The following is a 16,870-nucleotide window of genomic DNA, read 5'->3' as shown; positions in this document are numbered from 1 at the left end:
TGAGGTGATCGCATGGCAGACGGAGGCTGGATCAAGGTATATCGGAAAATACGCCAGTCCTTCGTATGGACTGACGCGAATCAATTAAAGCTATGGCTGTTAATTTTGATGAAGGCATCTCATGATGGCAATCGCTTCCTATTTAACGGTCAACAGGTGGACGTGTCCAGCGGTCAATTCGTCACCGGGCGCGATGCAATAGCATCGGAGTTCAACGCAGGGGCAAAGCCTGTCCAGCGCGTGTCCGGGCGTCAACTATGGAGATGGATAAAACTTTTTGAAAAAGAGCAAATGTTGTCCATCAAATCGAACACTAAATACAGCGTTATCACTGTGATTAGCTGGGGTGAGTATCAAGAAGATGACCAGCGATTGTCCATCACTAGTCCATCAAGTGTCCATCAAGTGTCCACAATCAAGAATGCTAAGAATGCAAAGAATGCTAATAAAAGAGATAGTCAGCATCCCCGCAAGCGGGAATATGCTGACGACTCCCCGGAACTGATCGAAGCGACCTACCTCTGGAAGAAAATCAAAAGCAACAACCCAGAGCACAGGAAGCCGAACCTGCAACCGTGGGCAAATGACATTCGCAAGATGCACGAGATCGACAAGCGACCATTCGACAAGATCCATCGCATGATCGACTGGTGCCAGTCTGATACGTTCTGGCAAACGAATATCTTGAGTGCGGCTAAGCTGCGTGAGAAGTACGACACAATGAAAGCGCAGGCTAATCGACCATACGCTTCAGAGAGAAGTTATAAAGCTGTCAGACGGGAAGCCCATCCAGAATGGTTAGATCAAACAATGCCGATGGCTGGGGATGAACTGACAGAAGAGGAAGACAAGGAGCTTGCGGATCGCTTGGCAAAACTGAAGGAGGTCAACAATGCCGGTGGTTAAGCTGACGATTCCGGGGGAGCCAGTTGCCCAAGGACGACCGAGATTTTCCCGGCGAGGTCGGTTCGTGAGCACGTATGATCCGCCAAAGTCTAAAGCGTACAAGGAGTACGTCAAGCGGATTGCACGTCAGGAGCTCCATATTGAGCCTCTGGCGGGTTCTATCATGATAAACGTAAAAGTATACCGAGGCATTCAAAAAGCCGGTAGCGAGCTTATTAAACGGCAAAAACGGGATGGCATTATCAGGCCAACTGTTAAGCCGGACACAGACAACTATTACAAAGCGGTGTCTGATGCGCTGACCGGGATCGTGTGGGTAGACGACAACCAGATCGTCGACATGTACGTCAGCAAGTGGTACAGCGACACACCACGAGTGGAAATCGAGGTAGAGGAACTATGAGTTATCAAGTTATTGGCTTCGAGAGCGGTAAGTCTTACTTCACGGCCAAATACAAGGAACTTTGTTTTCAGTGGATTAATCAGCAAACAAAGCATGGGGCGGCACCGAGTGATCGCCAGCGAGTGCACATCACACTGAGCGAGCCCGTTATAGTGTGGAAAATCGGCGTTGGAGCATGGGCGCTCGGGAGGAAGCAAGTATGACAGATAAAGCGAAGCTGTACGCAGTGAAGAATGATGAAGGCGAATGGCTGTCATTAGACGGCACGAAAATGGGAATTTGGTACTCCAATAACCCAACGCTATTCAAGGATAAGAGCTATGCGGAGGCTCAAAGCATGGGGCGTAGAGCTCACGTGGTCGAGCTAGTCGAGTCCCCGGATAAGGTCGTGGTGAGCGAGGAAGAAGCGGAGATGCTGGAAAGGGCTAAAGATTCATGCTGGCCGGCGCATATTTTTGACTGCGGGGCCGCCGGTGCCCCTATTAACAGTCAAGACCGCCTCATGCGCGCCTACGTTAACGGTTGGGCGGTCGAGAAACATAAGCGGTGGAACGTGAAGGTGCCACATACGGCAGATGAACTGTACTGGAAACGAGGAAACGGAAATATTGGGTGTACCGGTGCATGGCGAACTGATGACGAGATTGTCCGGAATCTGACATTCACCGACGCCGAGATTGATCACTACGGTTTGCAGGATTGCGAAAAAGTCGAGGTGCAAGATGAAGACTGATTTATATGTCGAAAAGACGAAATTCATTACTTTAGCTGACGTCAATGCCATATGGCCGGAAGCAAATGACGTGAACGGGCTCGTAAGAAGCGTTGACTTTATCGTCACAGGACATTTTGGCAACGTCCCCTCACTTTGGATGCCAGTTGACTTTGACACTGGTACTCAAGCCATTGGTTGTGGAGTAAACCAAATCACAAATGCCGGTCTCATGATGCGGGCACTTGTTGAACTATTTGGGGTTGATAGTGATGATGGCATCAGACTGGCAAGACTTAAGGACATTCCGGTTAGAGTAGTTTACGATGGATCAAACACATTTTTGTCAAAACCAGTTGCCATCGGTCATCATTTTCGTGACAGATTTTTGACGATCAAAGGACTGACACAAATTGGACTTCAGGAGGTGACTGACGATGAAGACTGATTGCTGGGCAGTACACAGTATTTATGGATTAGAGGTATTTGAAACCCGTGCCGAAGCTGATCATTATTATCGCGACACGTGCGACGAAGCATACGATAATGCAATTGAAACAGGTTCTTGGCCATATGATTCTGATAACACTGTGCGGATTATGAAGATTGAGCGTGTTGCACACCCAGTGGAACCTACCGAGGAAGAAGCACGTAAAGGCTTGGGTTGGCACTGGGAAGACAAAGAGGTAATCCACTATGACGACTAAAGCTGACATAGACGCGGCACAAAAGGCCATCGATGCCGCTAACAATACAATCAACAAGCTTGATCTGTGTGGTCTGTATGATTGCGCATGGCAAGCCAACAACGGCTATCAACGTATTATCGATTACAACAGGGAACAGTTGGAGGTGACTGACGATGAGCGATGAGACGAAGCGCGACGTGTTTGATGCCGCGTTGGTATATGCGCCAGTTGGCAGGGAATATGACCCAGTTAACGACGATGAGGCTGGCGACCTACGTAGCTACCTATCTGCCCGTTATGACGCCGCGTTTCCAGATGATCTGCCGGTGATTCCGAAAGAGGTAGGAGAGTATCTAAAGAGATACAAACTGATGTTCACATTATTCGGTTTCCTGAGAGATGCCGTCAGTCGCATTGATACGCCGCTAGATGACCTAAACCAGACGAAGTATCACTGGATCGCTAACAATCAGAACACATTCGCTCGTGCTTGGTTGCTAGGTGTCTGGCGCGTTGATGAAACAGGCGAAATCGTGAAACTGGAGGCGGATGTGCGAGATGAGACAGATTAAGTTTCGAGCGTGGGAGGAAAAGGCAAGGGCGCGGTTTGACAACGCAACCGCCGTGTATAGGCATATGCCCGTTGGAATGTTGACAAACTTGTTCCAAAAGCTGTCTAGCCGAAACAAGCTGAAAGGATACGGAACGCTTCCTTTCACCCTCGGTGAATTTCAGACGTGGGCTATGAGTAGCGATGAGTTTTTGAGACTATTTAACCTTTGGGTGACCGACGATTACTCTAAAAAATCTAAGCCTTCCGTGGATCGGATCAACCCGTACAGAGGATATGAGTTTCGCAATATGCAGTGGCTTTCGTGGAATGAGAACTATCTCAAAGGCATTGCTGAGGTGTGTGAAAAGAAGTACAAGCCAGTTGCTATGTTTAAAGATGGCATTGAGGTCGGAAAGTTTAAATCTGTCAAGGATGCACAATACTTCCTGGGATTGAAGTCAAACGGCGACATTACGATGGCACTTCAAGGTAAACGAAATACCGTGAAAGGCTACACGTTCGTCTACGAAAATCCGGAGCTACTGGAGGCGGAGAAATGAGCTTATATGATTATATCGGAATCAAGTTCTGGTTCGAGGTCGTTGCTACAATCATTGGCCTCACCGCGCTTGCTGTCTTGATAATTTACAACTGGTGGCATGACCGTTGATTGCCGTCATGCTGTTCACAGCCTGGGTGGGCGTGTGGTTCTGGGCAAACTGGGAAAGGAGTGACGCGCTGGTGAGAAAGACAACAGCTAATGCTGTGAGCCCGTGGGACTATGAGGCGTCCGTACTTGCCGCTGACACAGTGCTAGAAGATTATCGCAGACGCAAGCAGCGGGCACGTGTGAAGGCCTCGATCAAGTCGCCATCGCTTGATGGCATGCCAAGGTCGCCATCGATTGGCAACGTCGTTGAGATCAGGATTACGGATCACATTGACGATGAGACGTACATAGAGGCTTGTGACAAGACAATCGGCTGCATTGAGGACGACGCTCACCGCAACATACTGAAGGACTACTACATCAAGCGGCCAATTGCTGTAGAGCTGTTGATTGCGGATTCTGGATATGGGAAAACGGGCTACTATGACGTACTGAAAGATGCACTATATACATTTGCCGGATTGTGGCCAGCTGGCGATCATGGATTGCTGGTCCGAACAAACAGCGAACGAACACCGAACAAAGTGCGAACAAAGAGCGAACATCTACCCTGAAATGGCGTGCTAATATTGTATTGTGCCAAAGGTGAGAGCCGGCGGTGCTTCCTTCTTTCATTTTGTGATGTTCCAACCCGATTCGCGGTGATCATGCCTCCGTGGATAGGTAGCTCCGATGTGGAAGCCACGCATGGCTGCCGGTTCGATTCCGGCACGGAGCAGTTCGGGCCCAAAAGGTTACCCAGAACCTAATGTGCTGTATCGCTTGTTACGGCTAGAAGCCACTCAGTCTGTTGAGGGAGCGATAAACAGGCGCACAGAGGCCGGTAGCTCAGTAGGTAGAGCCGTGAGTCACGGGTTCGAGTCCCGTCTGGCCTCATTGCCCGGTTTAGTGACCGGATATAGCCTGCGACGATCCCGTCTGACGGGGGAGCGAGCGTGTGAGAGTAGCTAAGTGGAAAAGCGCCCCGTCATCAGGCGGGCAATATGCGGGTTCGATTCCCACCTCTCACAGTAGATGTAGCTCAATCGGTAGAGCGCGCAACTTATAATTGCGTGGGTGCAGGTTCAAACCCTGCCGTCTACATTCACCTCAATGTAGTATTCCAGTTCATGCTGGAGTACTATTTTTTTGAGGTGAGTAAAATGGAACCGATTAACTTTAGAAAGAGCAAGCCAACGATCAAAGAACTGTCAGATAGGATTGACGCTTATAACCGGCGTGCGAGTGAATTAATGAAAAGGAATCGACCATTAACGCGGGAAGATATGACAGATGTTCGTGAGCTAAGGAAAAGTCTTGACAGCGAATATCACGAATACAATTTGGCTAGAAACAATTTTCTTCATGCTGGCCCAGGGCCATATCACAGATACTATAAATGGGTTCAGGATACCGTACAGTATACGTCAGGGAGATTGACTAGCGACTCAGCTGTTAGTTTTCTGTCGGATGTAGGGTCAGCCACAATTATGTGGGAGGTGGATAACCGTTTTGAAGAAAGAAAAAAATGACACCATTTTTGATAACCTACTGTTGTGTGCGGATAAGCAACAGGCACAAATATACCAAGAACAGTGCCCAGAAATGCAGTGCCTTTCAATTAACTTAATAGCAAAAATGGATAGCCTAAAGGTCCTGCATTTTGGCGTTTCTCCTGGCTTATACACTCAGTGTCAATATGATGCAGCCCTAATGAAAAAGCTAAAGACCGTAACTCGTATTCTGAACAGTGTCGTGAGAGCCACGAGGAAATCCATAGAAGACGCTTCGGCGTCTGTTTATTTACCCGAGCACTCCGCCAAACGGTGAGGTGCTATTTTTGTGCAAACAAATAGCCGGCAAATGCCGGCCAAGAGATTAATCTTTATTGAACTTTTCTTTTACATCATCAACGGTATCTTTAACGGCATCTTTGGCATCGTCTAATTTTTCTTTTACTTTGCCAATCACGCCTTCAGCCTTGCCTTGTGCTTCACGGGCCTTATCACCAGTAACCTTACCTTCAACTTCTTTAGCTTTACCGGAGATTTTGTCCTTAGTGCTGTCAATTTTACCATCTAAGCTCATAGATATTACCTCCTTTTGGTGTACCGTCATTGTCCTATATTTGAGCTTGTGTTGCAAGCGTTTTTTCGGAGGCGAATTAATTGCAGTGGAAAGATGAACAGATCGGAACGATGCGCAAGCTCGCCTCCGCTGGATATACGCGGCGCGAAGTCGCAGATAAGATGGGACTTAGCTATAACGCTATAAAGGCGAAGTCACACAGGCTCGGAATTGAATTTCAGCCACCCATGACGAACGAGTACGATTCAGACGGTACACAGTCTAGTGAGACAATTCTAAAAGTCGTCAGGGGCCACAAAATGACGCCTAGAGAGGTGCTAGAAGCCCACGGGTATGACTACACCAAGTGGGAACTGGTGCGTGCTACCAGCAATTTCTGGAAGCAGACGCCCGAAGCAACACTGTACCAGAGCAAGATACAAATTAGGCCATTGGTCGAGGCTGAACAATATGAATCCCTGATGAACGATATCATCACACACAAGGAGCCCTACAAATCCAAGGCTCCTATTTTTGTACCATCAGAACGATATCTTGTCGTTCCCGCATTTGACACGCACTTCAACGGGCATACGTTCGACATCTATGCTGAATCTCTTAAGCGGCAGCTGGATATCATTCAACGTGGCCATTATGCAAAGATATTGCTCATTCTGGGTGGTGACTTAGCCCACGTGGACAATATCAACTCGACCACAGCAAAGGGCACACAGCTCGAAACAACCGACCTAGGCGAGACTGTGAATGAAATGGAGCAATATTTCGAGACACTGATTGAGGCGATTATCAAGAACGCCAATGAGTGTGAGGTCATGTATTGCGCCGGGAATCATGATCCGTCAGTTGGTTATATGTTTGCCCGGTTATTGAAACGCGCCTACAGCAACCAAACAAACATAACTTGGGACATATCACTGAAGCATTACAAGGGAGCGATGTTAGGCCACAACTTCATTGGTGCAACACACGGGGATAAAGGCAAGGCAAGCTACCTAGCCAAGTATCTTGATGAGTTCGGCTTCATGTTAGGCACAGCACAGAACCGCGAGCTGTTTTCTGGCCACATGCATAGCGAAATGTCTCGTGACCTTGGTGGGTTCATTCAACGGCAAGTTTCAACGAGGAAACCGACAGACCGCTGGACAGATGACTTGGGCGTTGTTGCTCATAAGACATTTGAATTGGTTGAGTATTCAGACCACGAGACAACTGCAATTTACTACGTTTGAGAGGTAATTATCATGAGCGAAAAGGAAATTTGGAAAGACATTGAAGGATATGAAGGAGCATTTCAGGTAAGCTCTTTTGGAAGAGTTCGGTCATTGCCGCGCATCGATGCACTTGGACATCATAGAAAGGGCATTTTAAGGAAACAAGGAAACGTTCATGATGGATATTTGCAGGTAGCGTTAGAACACAATGGCAATAAGGCTGTATATTTGGTTCACCGTCTTGTAGCTGCTGCGTTCATACCAAACCCAAATGGATATGCGACTGTCAATCACAAAGATGAGAACCCAAGCAATAACCGAGCAGAAAACCTTGAATGGTGCACGATGCTTTACAACAACATGTACAATGGCCGCAACAAGCGTGTAGCAAAAGCGCTTGAACGTCCGATTAATGTAATAACTAGTTCGGGACATCATTATTTCTTTAGCAGCCAAAAGAAGGCCTCAGAAATTCTTGGACTAAACGATGGCCACGTATCTGCGTGCCTTCATGGCAAGCTCAAACATCACCACGGTTTTTCCTTCGAGTTTGCGGTGTAGGTCATGTCTGAAATGAAACGAGTCGGATACGGTTACGTATGCAGTACAGAGCGATCAATAATTGAAGAGTTGTCGAGAGAAGAGAAACACATGCACGCAATCATTTATACCAAACCAAACTGTGCCAAGTGTCGCATGACATCCAACCTGCTGTCTCGTGCCATGCCAGTCCAAACAATCATGGCTGACGAACAAGACTATGCACGTTTCCGAAAGCAAGGCTACAAGTCTATGCCAGTCGTTACCGTGTACAAGCCAGATGGCACGCGCGATCAATGGTGCGACATGAGGACAGACAAGATCAACCAATACAAGGAGGCCGACTAGCATGTACTACTTCGTATTACTGCTTACACTTATCTTCGTGCTGGCCAAACTATTCGGCTTGATTGCATGGAGTTGGTTACTGGTATTCGTGCCGTTGATTGCTTGGATTATCTGGATAGTATTCTGGATCGGACTGGTTGTCGTCATCGGATTGCATGAGGAGTGATTGATTGATATGGGCAAGTTTATTTACATTGAGCGACATGACTTACTGTTGATTATCGTTCCAGGCTTTATTAGTTGCGAGCAAGCAGATAGAGCAGAGGAAGAACTCACTGGCAAAACAGGCATAAAGACGGTGATACTAAGCGGTGAGGACTTCACCTTTGTACCAGAAGGCAAGGAATAGCGCATGCGTGTGAAGGTATGTCGCAAGACTGGATGCAACAACACCATACCTTATGGTCAAGCCAACCCATACTGTGCCATGCACGCCAAGCTGTACAAGCCCATTGACATCAAGCCCATCCAGCGTGCCAGCCGAAGCACGTCCTACTATGACAGATACAAGCGCGACAAAGAGTCAACTGCATTCTATCATTCCAAGATATGGGAACATACAGCACACATGCTAAAGGCTCAGGCCTTCTTCACTTGTGCAGTGTGTGGACGAACCTATGATCGCTCTGGCTATCTGATTGTCGACCACATCGTGCCATTGAGAATAGACAGACGGAAGTGCCTAGACAAGGCCAACCTATGGGTGTTGTGCAAAGGCTGCCACTATTGGAAGACGCAGCTTGAGGAAAAAATATACACATCACAGTCCAGAATTGAAAATCTTGACGTTTCAACCAAGTGGACACGCAGCAAAATCTCTGAATGGGTACTCGCTCATAAAAAATAGGGGGGCCCTATGTTGTTTAAGGGGAACCTCACACACCAGTGTCCAGTCAGCACGAGGCCATTTTTTGAAAATTTCGACTTTTTAGACTTAAATCCCTAAACGATGGCATTTCAGCACAGAAAGGAGGCGCGTTTTTTGCCAGAAAATCATCCAAATTTAACAATTTTACATGCTGGTTCCTCTGATGATCAGCCCAACAGTGACGACGACATGAAGGACATCCAGAACACGCCTCCCGTTCACCTAGATGATGAAGCTAGCCGTTTGTGGAAGACATTAGTTCCGGAAATCAAGAAGCTCGGTTACCTGAAAAAAATTGACCAGCCCAGCCTCGAGCTATACTGCCGTTATTACTCGCTTTACATTAAGTCTGAGCAGCTAATCGAAAAACAAGGGCTGTGGATTTATGACAACGATGATGTTGCGGTGAAGCGTTCCCCTGGAGCTGTGCAAATGGACTCTTGTGTGAAGAATATGAAGTCGTTAGGGCATGATTTAGGACTTACGTTTGACTCTGGATTACGTCAGATAACTGTCGAAGAGCCAGAAAAGCCTAAGCGAAATAGTCCATTGAAGGAGGTTGGGTTTGGTGCGGACGTTTGATTTTACCGGTGTGCAAGATATTCGCGGCTACGTAAAGCCGTACCAATCAGATTACCAAGGACTGTTTGATAAGTACCACGATCCAGGAACAAGATACGCTTATGATGTGATGTTCACCAATAAATACATGACTGGAAGAGATACTCAGCTGGCATGTATTAGGCACTTGAATGATTTACTGCGGATTGGCGAGGATGATTTTCCCTATCAATACAGTCCAGACATGGTGGACGCGATCGAATACTTCTCACGCTTGCTACCCAACCCTGAAGATACCACAAATAATATTCAGCCCTTTAAGTGGCAATCGTTCATTCTGGATAGCTTGATTGGTTGGCGGACGCCTGATAATGGGACCCGATTCACAACGTCTAACATTTCAATCGCGCGTCAGCAGGGCAAAACTTGGCTAGCATCAATTCTAATCAACTTTTATTACTTTGTAGTCTGCTGGAATGCGACATCACAGGACTTGCTAGTGGCCAGTTACGACAGTGAACATGCAACCAAGCTGTTCAATGACGTGTCTTTGCAGGCGAAGACAATTTTATCCCTGCCGGACTTTGCAGATGATGCTAGAGAGCGTGGCGTGGAAGCCCAAACCACGCAAGTTATTGCAAAAAACACTAAGAATACGATCAGAAAAGGCACATCACAAGGCGGCGGCTTTGATAGTTTCCACAATGCAATCGCTGTTTATGATGAAATTGGTAACTTGAGGCCAGCACTGAATGAGACCTTAAAACAGATTACATCCGGACAAAATGGCATTAAGAACCGAATGTTTGTCAAGATTTCAACAGCTTATCCAGATATCAAGGTTAAGTTTAAGAACGACGAAGATGTTACCCGGTCTGCCATTGAGCATGACGCCGTTCGAGACGCTGACAACGTATTCCAAGTAATTTATGCTCAGGACTCGGAGGATGAGGTATTTGAACCCGAAACATGGGCAAAATCTAATCCTAATCTGCTTGAGTTGCAAAATAGTAAACGGGACAACCTTCAAAAGGCTCTTAATCAGGATCGCAACGATAATGAACGTGAGGGAACGCTTGAAACCTTCGTAAATAAGTCACTAAATCTGTGGAGCCGGAGATTTCAGAACAGCTATTTGTCCCTAGACAACATTCAACGCAGTATTATTGACCACTTCGATGTGAACGGGCGTGATGTGTTTATCGGGTTTGACGGGTCACAGACAAATGATAATACGTCTTTTGGCTTCATTTATCCGTACACTGATCATGACAAACACATGTTCCATGTTCAGCAGCACAGCTTTATTCCCTTCGCACAGGCAAAAACCATTGAAGCCAAGTCGAAGCAGGACGGATTAGATTACCTTAAATTGCAAGATGAAGGATTTGTTGACATCACCAATCTTGCATCAGGCGTAATCAACACCGATCAGGTTTACCAGTGGTTGGTTGATTATGTTAATCAACATCGGCTCAAGGTTAAATTCATCATTGCTGATCCAAACCACGGTGAATGGCTCGAAAAGAAACTGGAGAATTATCAACCGCAGTGGCAATGGTTTCCTTTGCCTCCAACCTCGTTCAAGTTGAATGAACCTACGAAGGACTTTCAGAATTTGTTTATTAATGGCAACATTTCGATGCTAAATGATCCGCTACTGATTGATGGGCTAAACAACGCTGTATTGGTAGAAGATCGCGGTGGTTCGGTCAAGATTGACCGTCAAAACCGCACCAACGATCACATCGATACGACTGATGCACTTATTAATGCCCACGCGCAGGCCAAGTTCTATTTTGAAAACTATCATGATGAGGGCTATAACCCGCTGAATGACCTAGACGCACAGGAAAAACGTGACTTCTTCAAGGCGATGTTTGGAGGTGGTAAGTAATGGCGAAAGTAATTAATAATTTTTTCAGCAATTGGGGAACAGTACTGGTGTTTGTTCTCGGATTAGCGTTGATTTCAGTGGCCGCATTCACCTTCAATCTGGTACTTGGCTACTTAGTTTCCGGAATTGAGCTGTGTGTGATTGCCTATATTTTGGACAAAGAAAGGGGGTGAGGCTAAATGGGACTTCTAACCCCTAGAAACTTCAATAAACGTAAAGCCAAAAACATGGTCTATCCGAGCAATCCTGCGTTTTTAACGACCACGGTTGGCGGCATGCAGCTTTCTTATGTTTCGGCGCTGTCTGCTTTGCAGAACACTAATGTTTATAGTGTGATCAACCGTATTGCTAGCGATGTTGCCTCGGCGCACTTCAAGACCGAAAATACTGCAACACTGAACCGACTTGAGAGCCCTAGCGGTTTGATAGGCCGGTTTTCTTTTTGGCAAGGTGCGTTGATGCAGTTGTGCTTGTCGGGCAACGACTATATCCCCTTAGTTGGGCCAAACTTGGAGCATATTCCTAACTCTGATGTCCAGATTAACTACTTGCCAGGCAATACAGGCATCGTATATACGGTTTTAGAGAGCAATGATCGTCCTCAAATGGTGCTTAGACAGAACCAAATGCTTCATTTTAGGCTCATGCCAGATCCACAATATCGGTACTTGATTGGCCGATCACCTTTAGAAAGCCTGCAAAACGCCCTTAATTTGGACGATAAAGCCTCAAAAAGCAACATGAGCGCTATGGAAAATCAGATTAATCCTGCTGGACAGCTCGAAATAAGTAACTATTTAAGCGATGGTAAAGACCTAGAAGCCGCCCGTGAAGAGTTTGAGAAAGCCAATACTGGTGATAACTCTGGTCGCCTGATGGTTTTACCCGATGGGTTCAAATACACCCAGCTTGAAATGAAGACTGATGTATTTAAGGCCTTGGCTGATAATTCAGCATACTCTGCTGACCAAATCTCCAAGGCCTTTGGTGTACCCAGTGACATTTTGGGCGGTGGCACGTCGACTGAAAGCCAGCACTCCAATATTGACCAAATCAAGGCAACATATCTGGCAAACTTAAACTCATACGTTAATCCAATCGTGGACGAGCTGCGCTTGAAGATGAACGCACCGGACCTTGAATTGGATATCAAAGATATGTTGGATGTTGACGACTCAATACTGATTAACCAGATAGCCAATCTTGCCAAGTCCGGGGTGCTAGGCGCTGAGCAGGCACAATTTATCCTTAAAGGATCGGGCTTTTTCCCCAATAATTTGCCTGATTTCAAACCGCTTACCAGCTCAACGAAGGGAGGTGATGACAAGTGATTATTCCGGTTAAAGGCTACATTACAAGCAACGACTATGCGCCAATCTATCGTGATTGGTTCGGAATTACGGTTGTATCGCCGTCAGATATTGTTGATAAGCTGCCCGACGATGGTTCTGATGTCACACTTGAGATTGCCTCCGATGGTGGCGAGGTAGATCCAGCAACGGAAATTTGTAATGCCTTGCGCGCATACTCGGGCAATGTGACAGCGAAGGTTGTGTCTAACGCATACTCAGCTGCGACTATTGTTGCTATGGGTGCTAATACGGTTCAGATGGCGCCGGGTGCGAAGATGATGATCCACCGAGCATCAAGCGACGCTAGTGGAAACGTCAACGATATCAATAAGGCTTCTGGCATGCTGCAAACAACAGACAATGCGATTGCTGACTTGTACGCAACCAAGACAGGTAAGCCTGCCGATAATTTTATTGAGCTAATGGATTCTGAAACATGGCTTACTGCCGATCAGGCAATTGAGCTCGGTCTTGCAGATGAAAAACTAGACTTCGATGCGCCGATTGTAAATGCGGTAGGTCCGATTATTCCACATCAAGCGGTTCAACGCATCAAGAATTTGAAGGACGAAAACGACAAGTTACGTGGTCAACTTCCTAAGCAGAACGATCTGCTAAACAAGAAGCTGGCTATTTTTTATGACAAAAAGGAGGTCCAATAATGGACAAGTTACAAACACTTTTTAACGATGTCAGTGCCAAGTGTGCTGATTTGAACGCTCAATTGAACGTAAAACTGCAAGATGAGAATGCCTCTGTCGATGATTTTCAAAAGATCAAGGACGACCTTACCGCTGCAAAGGCACGTCGGGACGCTATCAACGACCAGATTAAAGCACTTGAAGATGAAAATAAGGCCAATTCTGATCCTGACAAGCCAGTGGATAATGAACAACAGGAGGGCACCGACCTGTCCAAGAAGCCAATCGATGCGAAGAAGAAGGCTATCAACGACTTCATCCATAGCCATGGCAAGGTGGTTGATGCTGCAGCTGGTCACGTCACTTCGACAGAAGCAGGCGTGCTAATTCCGGAAGAAATCATCTATGACCCTACCGCAGAAGTAAATTCAGTTGTGGATTTGTCCACCTTGGTTACCAAGACGCCGGTTACTACTCCTAAGGGTACATACCCGATTTTGAAACGGGCAACCGATCGCTTTTCTAGTGTGGCAGAATTGGCCGAAAATCCCACACTTGCTGAGCCTGAATTTGAACAGGTGGACTGGTCTGTTGGCACGTACCGTGGCGCAATTCCTCTGTCCGAAGAAGCTATTGCTGATTCTGAAGTGGACTTGACCGCACTGGTTGGCCAGTCCATTAACGAGAAGTCTGTCAACACCTACAACGCGTTGATTGCGCCTGTGTTGCAGTCGTTCACTGCTAAGGCTACAACCACTGACACTTTGGTTGATAATCTTAAGCACATCCTGAACGTTGATCTTGACCCGGCATATAGTCGGGCGCTTGTGGTTACTCAGTCCTTGTTCAACACACTCGACACTTTGAAGGATAAGAACGGTCGATACTTGCTTCACGACGCGTCCGATTCCATTACTAGCGGTGCTGCAAAGGGTACTGTTCTGGGCGTCCCTGTTTATGTTGTTGGCGATATGCTTCTAGGTTCTGCCGCCGGCGATCAGAAGGCATTTGTTGGTGATCTGAAACGTGGTGTGCTGTTTGCGGATCGTCAACAGGTTACGTTGGCATGGGAAGACAGCAAGATTTATGGCCGTTATCTCGGTGCCGCGTTCAGATTTGGCGTCGAAAAGGCCGATAGCAATGCCGGCTATTTTGTAACCAACACAGATTCTGCATCTGGTTCCGGTACTGGTAAGTAATACGATCGTTAGTCGCCTAAGAAATAAACAATTCGTCGATATGACGGGCGGCTATTAAGGGAGGGCTGAATATGGCAGATGGTCAAGGGGTTACCCCGGAAGACATGCAAAAATATCTTAATCTTGACGCCGATGGCGATGCTTCAATTCTTGCCGATATGATCAGTACGGCAGAGGACGCAGTTACCGGGGCCATTGATGACACGATTGGGATTGATGTTTATAGGGCATATCCGTTGTTTAATCAAGCGGTTCGGGTACTTGTTGACTACATGTATTACTCACGCGGTGCCCTATCCGATCAAAACAAAGCCTATCCGCCCAGCTACGCATACATGATCAACAGTATTCGTTGGAAAATCCAGCGTGACCAAGCGGCAAAGGCTGGTGATACTGATGGCAAAATTTAAGGCAGCCGATTTCAGCCGAACGGTTGAGCTAGGTTCTCCACAGTCACATAAAACTGGTGCTGGTGTTAACGTCACCAGCTTCGTGCCAGCTTATAGCTTGCATTTCAAGCAGCAGAAACGAACACTCACGCAGCAGTACACGCTTGTGGGAACACGCTTGGATAATTCAATCACCATCATAGTCCGTCATGATGCTAGAAACATTAATCAGAAACAGGCACGCCTTGATGGTGTTGTGTATGACATTTCAGACATTAGCCCGGACGACAGTAACGATGCTCTCCGCTATGACTACCTGACCCTTACCAAAGTAACTAAGGGGGCGTAGTAATGGACCTCAACGAAGCATTAGATCAATGGCAAAAGCAGGTTACCCAAGCGGCTAAGTTGACTAGCAAGCAACAAGAAAAGATAACCAAAGCCGGAGCCGACGTTCTGGCTGATAAGCTAACAGAAGCCACCAAGGCAAATCACCCAAACACAAAGGGGTCAGGCGGCGAATATGGGCACTTAACCGATGACATTGCGTCGGCAACTGGTGACGTTGACGGTAGGCATAATGGCAAGTCCATGGCTGGGTTCACCAAGAAAGAGTTCGTTGCCCGGTTCCTTAATGATGGCACAAAGTACATTCGTGGTGACCATTTCGTGGACAATGCACGTGACGATGATAAAGATGAAGTACTTGCGGCTGAATTCGAGGAATATCAGAAGGTAATCAAGAAGATAGGCGGTGGCGAATAATGAGCGCAGTAGATGATGCGGTTGCTTTGATTAGCGCCGCTTCTTTAGTTGGCATAGATGAAGTTTATGGCAACAACTTACCTCAGGAAGCCATCGACAGCCTAGACAAGACGGTGGTGTTGGTGACTGATGCAGCCAATAATCCTTCCGGATATGGCAACGGTGACTTCTGGCGGCTTTACCAAGAGGTTGAGGTACAAGTCTGGTACTCGCAAGAGTTCGACGGCGACCCAGAGACGCTTGAAGTAGCACTAATGAAGGCGTTTGTTCACGCGGGTTGGCAAGTCGTGGCAGTACGTCAGCGCACATTAGACCAAGACACACAGCAACTGATGAACACATTTTATTTTTCACGCGAAAAGAATATTGGAGGTAATTAAATGGCTATTGTAGGTTTAAAAATGGTCACGTTTGCGCTGGTCGATCCAGTCACTCAGCAGCTTTTGAAGGGTGAAGACGGGCTTTCAGCAGACGGGCTTTATCAAGTAGATACAAAGGACATGGGGTCAAAAACGGCCAACATCACGGGTCTGGTTGGTAGCTCCACCAAGCGGTACGGCAACAATGTAAGTCAGCAGGTTACTTATGGCGCCGCGGCACCGTCTATTGCCTATGACTCGCTTAATCTTGATTTTGACATCAAGCAGAAAATCAAGGGTTTTGTTAGCGATGGTAAGGGCGGTTGGACGCCAAGCGACCCTGCACATATCGCCATGTTGATTGAAACGCAGTCGCTCAGTGGCAGCAGCATTTACTTCGGGTTCGGTAACGCCACAGCCGTTGAAAGTGAAGCCAACGTCCAGACTAATGATGATAATAAGCAGATTGTCGATGATGCGCTTACCATTTCCGCCTTGGATACAATCGCGTTCGGTCACAAGCCATTTAAGCTGTATAACTCTGCCGATACTGGCTTCGATCAACCAACGATGCTCAAAGAAGTATTCGGTGGTTATGTAGCGGCAACTGGCACGGGTACTAGCACGGGTACTGGCAATTAAGCGAACACCCGCATGGGCTTATTGAGGATACGAGCCGGCACTAGCGGCAAGCACGTGCAAGCCGTGCTGTCGGCGTTAATCTTTTAAGGAGAATTCAT

The 16,870-nt window shown here is 47.0% G+C and carries 30 protein-coding genes and 3 tRNA genes; 32 read left to right on the top strand and 1 reads right to left on the bottom strand.

The window, feature by feature from the left end; all coding sequences use genetic code 11:
• Positions 1–12: 12 nt before the first annotated feature.
• The 15 genes from JUE67_RS05105 to JUE67_RS05035 all read left to right on the top strand — a co-directional run bounded on the left by JUE67_RS05105 (position 13) and on the right by JUE67_RS05035 (position 5,742).
• Positions 13–906, top strand: a complete 894-nt coding sequence (locus tag JUE67_RS05105; protein WP_203637026.1) for a phage replication protein O — start codon at positions 13–15, stop codon at positions 904–906.
• The gene (locus JUE67_RS05100) at positions 899–1,309 is read left to right on the top strand and encodes a RusA family crossover junction endodeoxyribonuclease (RefSeq protein WP_203637051.1); all 411 of its coding nucleotides are present in this window, start codon (positions 899–901) and stop codon (positions 1,307–1,309) included. The genes JUE67_RS05105 and JUE67_RS05100 overlap by 8 nt, the downstream gene beginning before the upstream one ends.
• Positions 1,306–1,512, top strand: a complete 207-nt coding sequence (locus tag JUE67_RS05095) for a hypothetical protein (RefSeq protein WP_203637025.1) — start codon at positions 1,306–1,308, stop codon at positions 1,510–1,512. The genes JUE67_RS05100 and JUE67_RS05095 overlap by 4 nt, the downstream gene beginning before the upstream one ends.
• Entirely contained in the window at positions 1,509–2,042 is a 534-nt protein-coding gene (locus JUE67_RS05090) for a DUF1642 domain-containing protein (RefSeq protein WP_203637024.1), read from the top strand. Before JUE67_RS05095 ends, JUE67_RS05090 begins: the two co-directional genes overlap by 4 nt.
• Entirely contained in the window at positions 2,032–2,469 is a 438-nt protein-coding gene (locus JUE67_RS05085; RefSeq protein WP_203637023.1) for a hypothetical protein, read from the top strand. Before JUE67_RS05090 ends, JUE67_RS05085 begins: the two co-directional genes overlap by 11 nt.
• A complete protein-coding gene (locus JUE67_RS05080; protein ID WP_203637022.1) occupies positions 2,459–2,728 on the top strand; it encodes a hypothetical protein in 270 nt (89 codons plus the stop codon). Before JUE67_RS05085 ends, JUE67_RS05080 begins: the two co-directional genes overlap by 11 nt.
• The gene (locus JUE67_RS05075; protein ID WP_203637021.1) at positions 2,718–2,894 is read left to right on the top strand and encodes a hypothetical protein; all 177 of its coding nucleotides are present in this window, start codon (positions 2,718–2,720) and stop codon (positions 2,892–2,894) included. The genes JUE67_RS05080 and JUE67_RS05075 overlap by 11 nt, the downstream gene beginning before the upstream one ends.
• Complete coding sequence (locus JUE67_RS05070) at positions 2,884–3,282, top strand: DUF1642 domain-containing protein (protein WP_203637020.1); 399 nt, start codon at positions 2,884–2,886, stop codon at positions 3,280–3,282. The genes JUE67_RS05075 and JUE67_RS05070 overlap by 11 nt, the downstream gene beginning before the upstream one ends.
• Positions 3,269–3,823: a hypothetical protein gene (locus JUE67_RS05065; protein WP_203637019.1), complete on the top strand. Its 555-nt coding sequence runs from the start codon at positions 3,269–3,271 to the stop codon at positions 3,821–3,823. The genes JUE67_RS05070 and JUE67_RS05065 overlap by 14 nt, the downstream gene beginning before the upstream one ends.
• A 106-nt stretch (positions 3,824–3,929) precedes the next feature.
• Positions 3,930–4,487, top strand: a complete 558-nt coding sequence (locus JUE67_RS05060; RefSeq protein ID WP_203628339.1) for an ArpU family phage packaging/lysis transcriptional regulator — start codon at positions 3,930–3,932, stop codon at positions 4,485–4,487.
• 262 nt (positions 4,488–4,749) lie between these two features.
• Positions 4,750–4,809: transfer RNA gene (locus tag JUE67_RS05055), tRNA-OTHER, on the top strand.
• A gap of 61 nt (positions 4,810–4,870) precedes the next feature.
• Positions 4,871–4,943 (top strand) — tRNA-OTHER (locus JUE67_RS05050).
• A tRNA-Ile gene (locus JUE67_RS05045) sits at positions 4,944–5,016 on the top strand.
• A 26-nt stretch (positions 5,017–5,042) separates the two neighbouring features.
• Positions 5,043–5,444, top strand: coding sequence for a hypothetical protein (locus JUE67_RS05040; protein ID WP_236002622.1), 402 nt, complete (start codon positions 5,043–5,045; stop codon positions 5,442–5,444).
• Positions 5,425–5,742: a hypothetical protein gene (locus JUE67_RS05035; RefSeq protein ID WP_203628338.1), complete on the top strand. Its 318-nt coding sequence runs from the start codon at positions 5,425–5,427 to the stop codon at positions 5,740–5,742. The genes JUE67_RS05040 and JUE67_RS05035 overlap by 20 nt, the downstream gene beginning before the upstream one ends.
• Positions 5,743–5,790: 48 nt before the next feature.
• On the opposite strand, the gene JUE67_RS05030 is transcribed toward JUE67_RS05035, so the two are convergent.
• Positions 5,791–6,000, bottom strand: a complete 210-nt coding sequence (locus JUE67_RS05030; protein ID WP_203628337.1) for a CsbD family protein — start codon at positions 5,998–6,000, stop codon at positions 5,791–5,793.
• An 80-nt stretch (positions 6,001–6,080) separates the two neighbouring features.
• Between JUE67_RS05030 and JUE67_RS05025 the strand changes: the two genes are divergently transcribed.
• The 17 genes from JUE67_RS05025 (at position 6,081) to JUE67_RS04945 (ending at position 16,772) form a co-directional block, all read left to right on the top strand.
• Positions 6,081–7,229 carry a hypothetical protein gene (locus JUE67_RS05025; RefSeq protein ID WP_203637018.1) on the top strand — a complete coding sequence of 383 codons (1,149 nt, stop codon included), beginning with the start codon at positions 6,081–6,083 and terminating at the stop codon, positions 7,227–7,229.
• Positions 7,230–7,241: 12 nt separating this feature from the next.
• Positions 7,242–7,772 carry an NUMOD4 domain-containing protein gene (locus JUE67_RS05020; protein ID WP_203628335.1) on the top strand — a complete coding sequence of 177 codons (531 nt, stop codon included), beginning with the start codon at positions 7,242–7,244 and terminating at the stop codon, positions 7,770–7,772.
• A gap of 3 nt (positions 7,773–7,775) precedes the next feature.
• Positions 7,776–8,099: a thioredoxin domain-containing protein gene (locus JUE67_RS05015; RefSeq protein WP_203637017.1), complete on the top strand. Its 324-nt coding sequence runs from the start codon at positions 7,776–7,778 to the stop codon at positions 8,097–8,099.
• 1 nt (position 8,100) lies between these two features.
• Positions 8,101–8,265: a hypothetical protein gene (locus JUE67_RS05010; protein WP_203637016.1), complete on the top strand. Its 165-nt coding sequence runs from the start codon at positions 8,101–8,103 to the stop codon at positions 8,263–8,265.
• A 9-nt stretch (positions 8,266–8,274) separates the two neighbouring features.
• Positions 8,275–8,448, top strand: coding sequence for a hypothetical protein (locus tag JUE67_RS05005; protein ID WP_203637015.1), 174 nt, complete (start codon positions 8,275–8,277; stop codon positions 8,446–8,448).
• 3 nt (positions 8,449–8,451) lie between these two features.
• Entirely contained in the window at positions 8,452–8,946 is a 495-nt protein-coding gene (locus tag JUE67_RS12855; protein WP_203637014.1) for an HNH endonuclease, read from the top strand.
• Between the two features lie 135 nt (positions 8,947–9,081).
• Positions 9,082–9,549 carry a phage terminase small subunit P27 family gene (locus JUE67_RS04995; protein ID WP_203637013.1) on the top strand — a complete coding sequence of 156 codons (468 nt, stop codon included), beginning with the start codon at positions 9,082–9,084 and terminating at the stop codon, positions 9,547–9,549.
• Entirely contained in the window at positions 9,536–11,425 is a 1,890-nt protein-coding gene (locus JUE67_RS04990) for a terminase TerL endonuclease subunit (protein ID WP_203637012.1), read from the top strand. The genes JUE67_RS04995 and JUE67_RS04990 overlap by 14 nt, the downstream gene beginning before the upstream one ends.
• Positions 11,425–11,598 carry a hypothetical protein gene (locus JUE67_RS04985; RefSeq protein ID WP_203637011.1) on the top strand — a complete coding sequence of 58 codons (174 nt, stop codon included), beginning with the start codon at positions 11,425–11,427 and terminating at the stop codon, positions 11,596–11,598. The genes JUE67_RS04990 and JUE67_RS04985 overlap by 1 nt, the downstream gene beginning before the upstream one ends.
• A gap of 6 nt (positions 11,599–11,604) precedes the next feature.
• On the top strand, positions 11,605–12,756 hold the full coding sequence (locus tag JUE67_RS04980) for a phage portal protein (RefSeq protein WP_203637010.1): 1,152 nt from the start codon (positions 11,605–11,607) through the stop codon (positions 12,754–12,756).
• Positions 12,753–13,439, top strand: a complete 687-nt coding sequence (locus tag JUE67_RS04975; RefSeq protein WP_203637009.1) for a head maturation protease, ClpP-related — start codon at positions 12,753–12,755, stop codon at positions 13,437–13,439. Before JUE67_RS04980 ends, JUE67_RS04975 begins: the two co-directional genes overlap by 4 nt.
• Positions 13,439–14,617, top strand: coding sequence for a phage major capsid protein (locus tag JUE67_RS04970; protein ID WP_203637008.1), 1,179 nt, complete (start codon positions 13,439–13,441; stop codon positions 14,615–14,617). The genes JUE67_RS04975 and JUE67_RS04970 overlap by 1 nt, the downstream gene beginning before the upstream one ends.
• 71 nt (positions 14,618–14,688) lie before the next feature.
• Positions 14,689–15,027, top strand: a complete 339-nt coding sequence (locus tag JUE67_RS04965) for a head-tail connector protein (RefSeq protein WP_203637007.1) — start codon at positions 14,689–14,691, stop codon at positions 15,025–15,027.
• Positions 15,014–15,355, top strand: a complete 342-nt coding sequence (locus tag JUE67_RS04960; RefSeq protein ID WP_203637006.1) for a phage head closure protein — start codon at positions 15,014–15,016, stop codon at positions 15,353–15,355. Before JUE67_RS04965 ends, JUE67_RS04960 begins: the two co-directional genes overlap by 14 nt.
• 2 nt (positions 15,356–15,357) lie before the next feature.
• Entirely contained in the window at positions 15,358–15,771 is a 414-nt protein-coding gene (locus JUE67_RS04955) for an HK97-gp10 family putative phage morphogenesis protein (protein ID WP_203637005.1), read from the top strand.
• Positions 15,771–16,151, top strand: coding sequence for a DUF806 family protein (locus JUE67_RS04950; protein ID WP_203637004.1), 381 nt, complete (start codon positions 15,771–15,773; stop codon positions 16,149–16,151). Before JUE67_RS04955 ends, JUE67_RS04950 begins: the two co-directional genes overlap by 1 nt.
• Positions 16,152–16,772, top strand: coding sequence for a phage tail protein (locus JUE67_RS04945; protein ID WP_203637003.1), 621 nt, complete (start codon positions 16,152–16,154; stop codon positions 16,770–16,772).
• Positions 16,773–16,870 lie beyond the last annotated feature (98 nt).

This window comes from Lacticaseibacillus mingshuiensis, assembly GCF_016861785.1.
Taxonomy (GTDB): Bacteria; Bacillota; Bacilli; order Lactobacillales; family Lactobacillaceae; genus Lacticaseibacillus; species Lacticaseibacillus mingshuiensis.
This window is presented reverse-complemented; position numbering and strand designations above follow the sequence as displayed.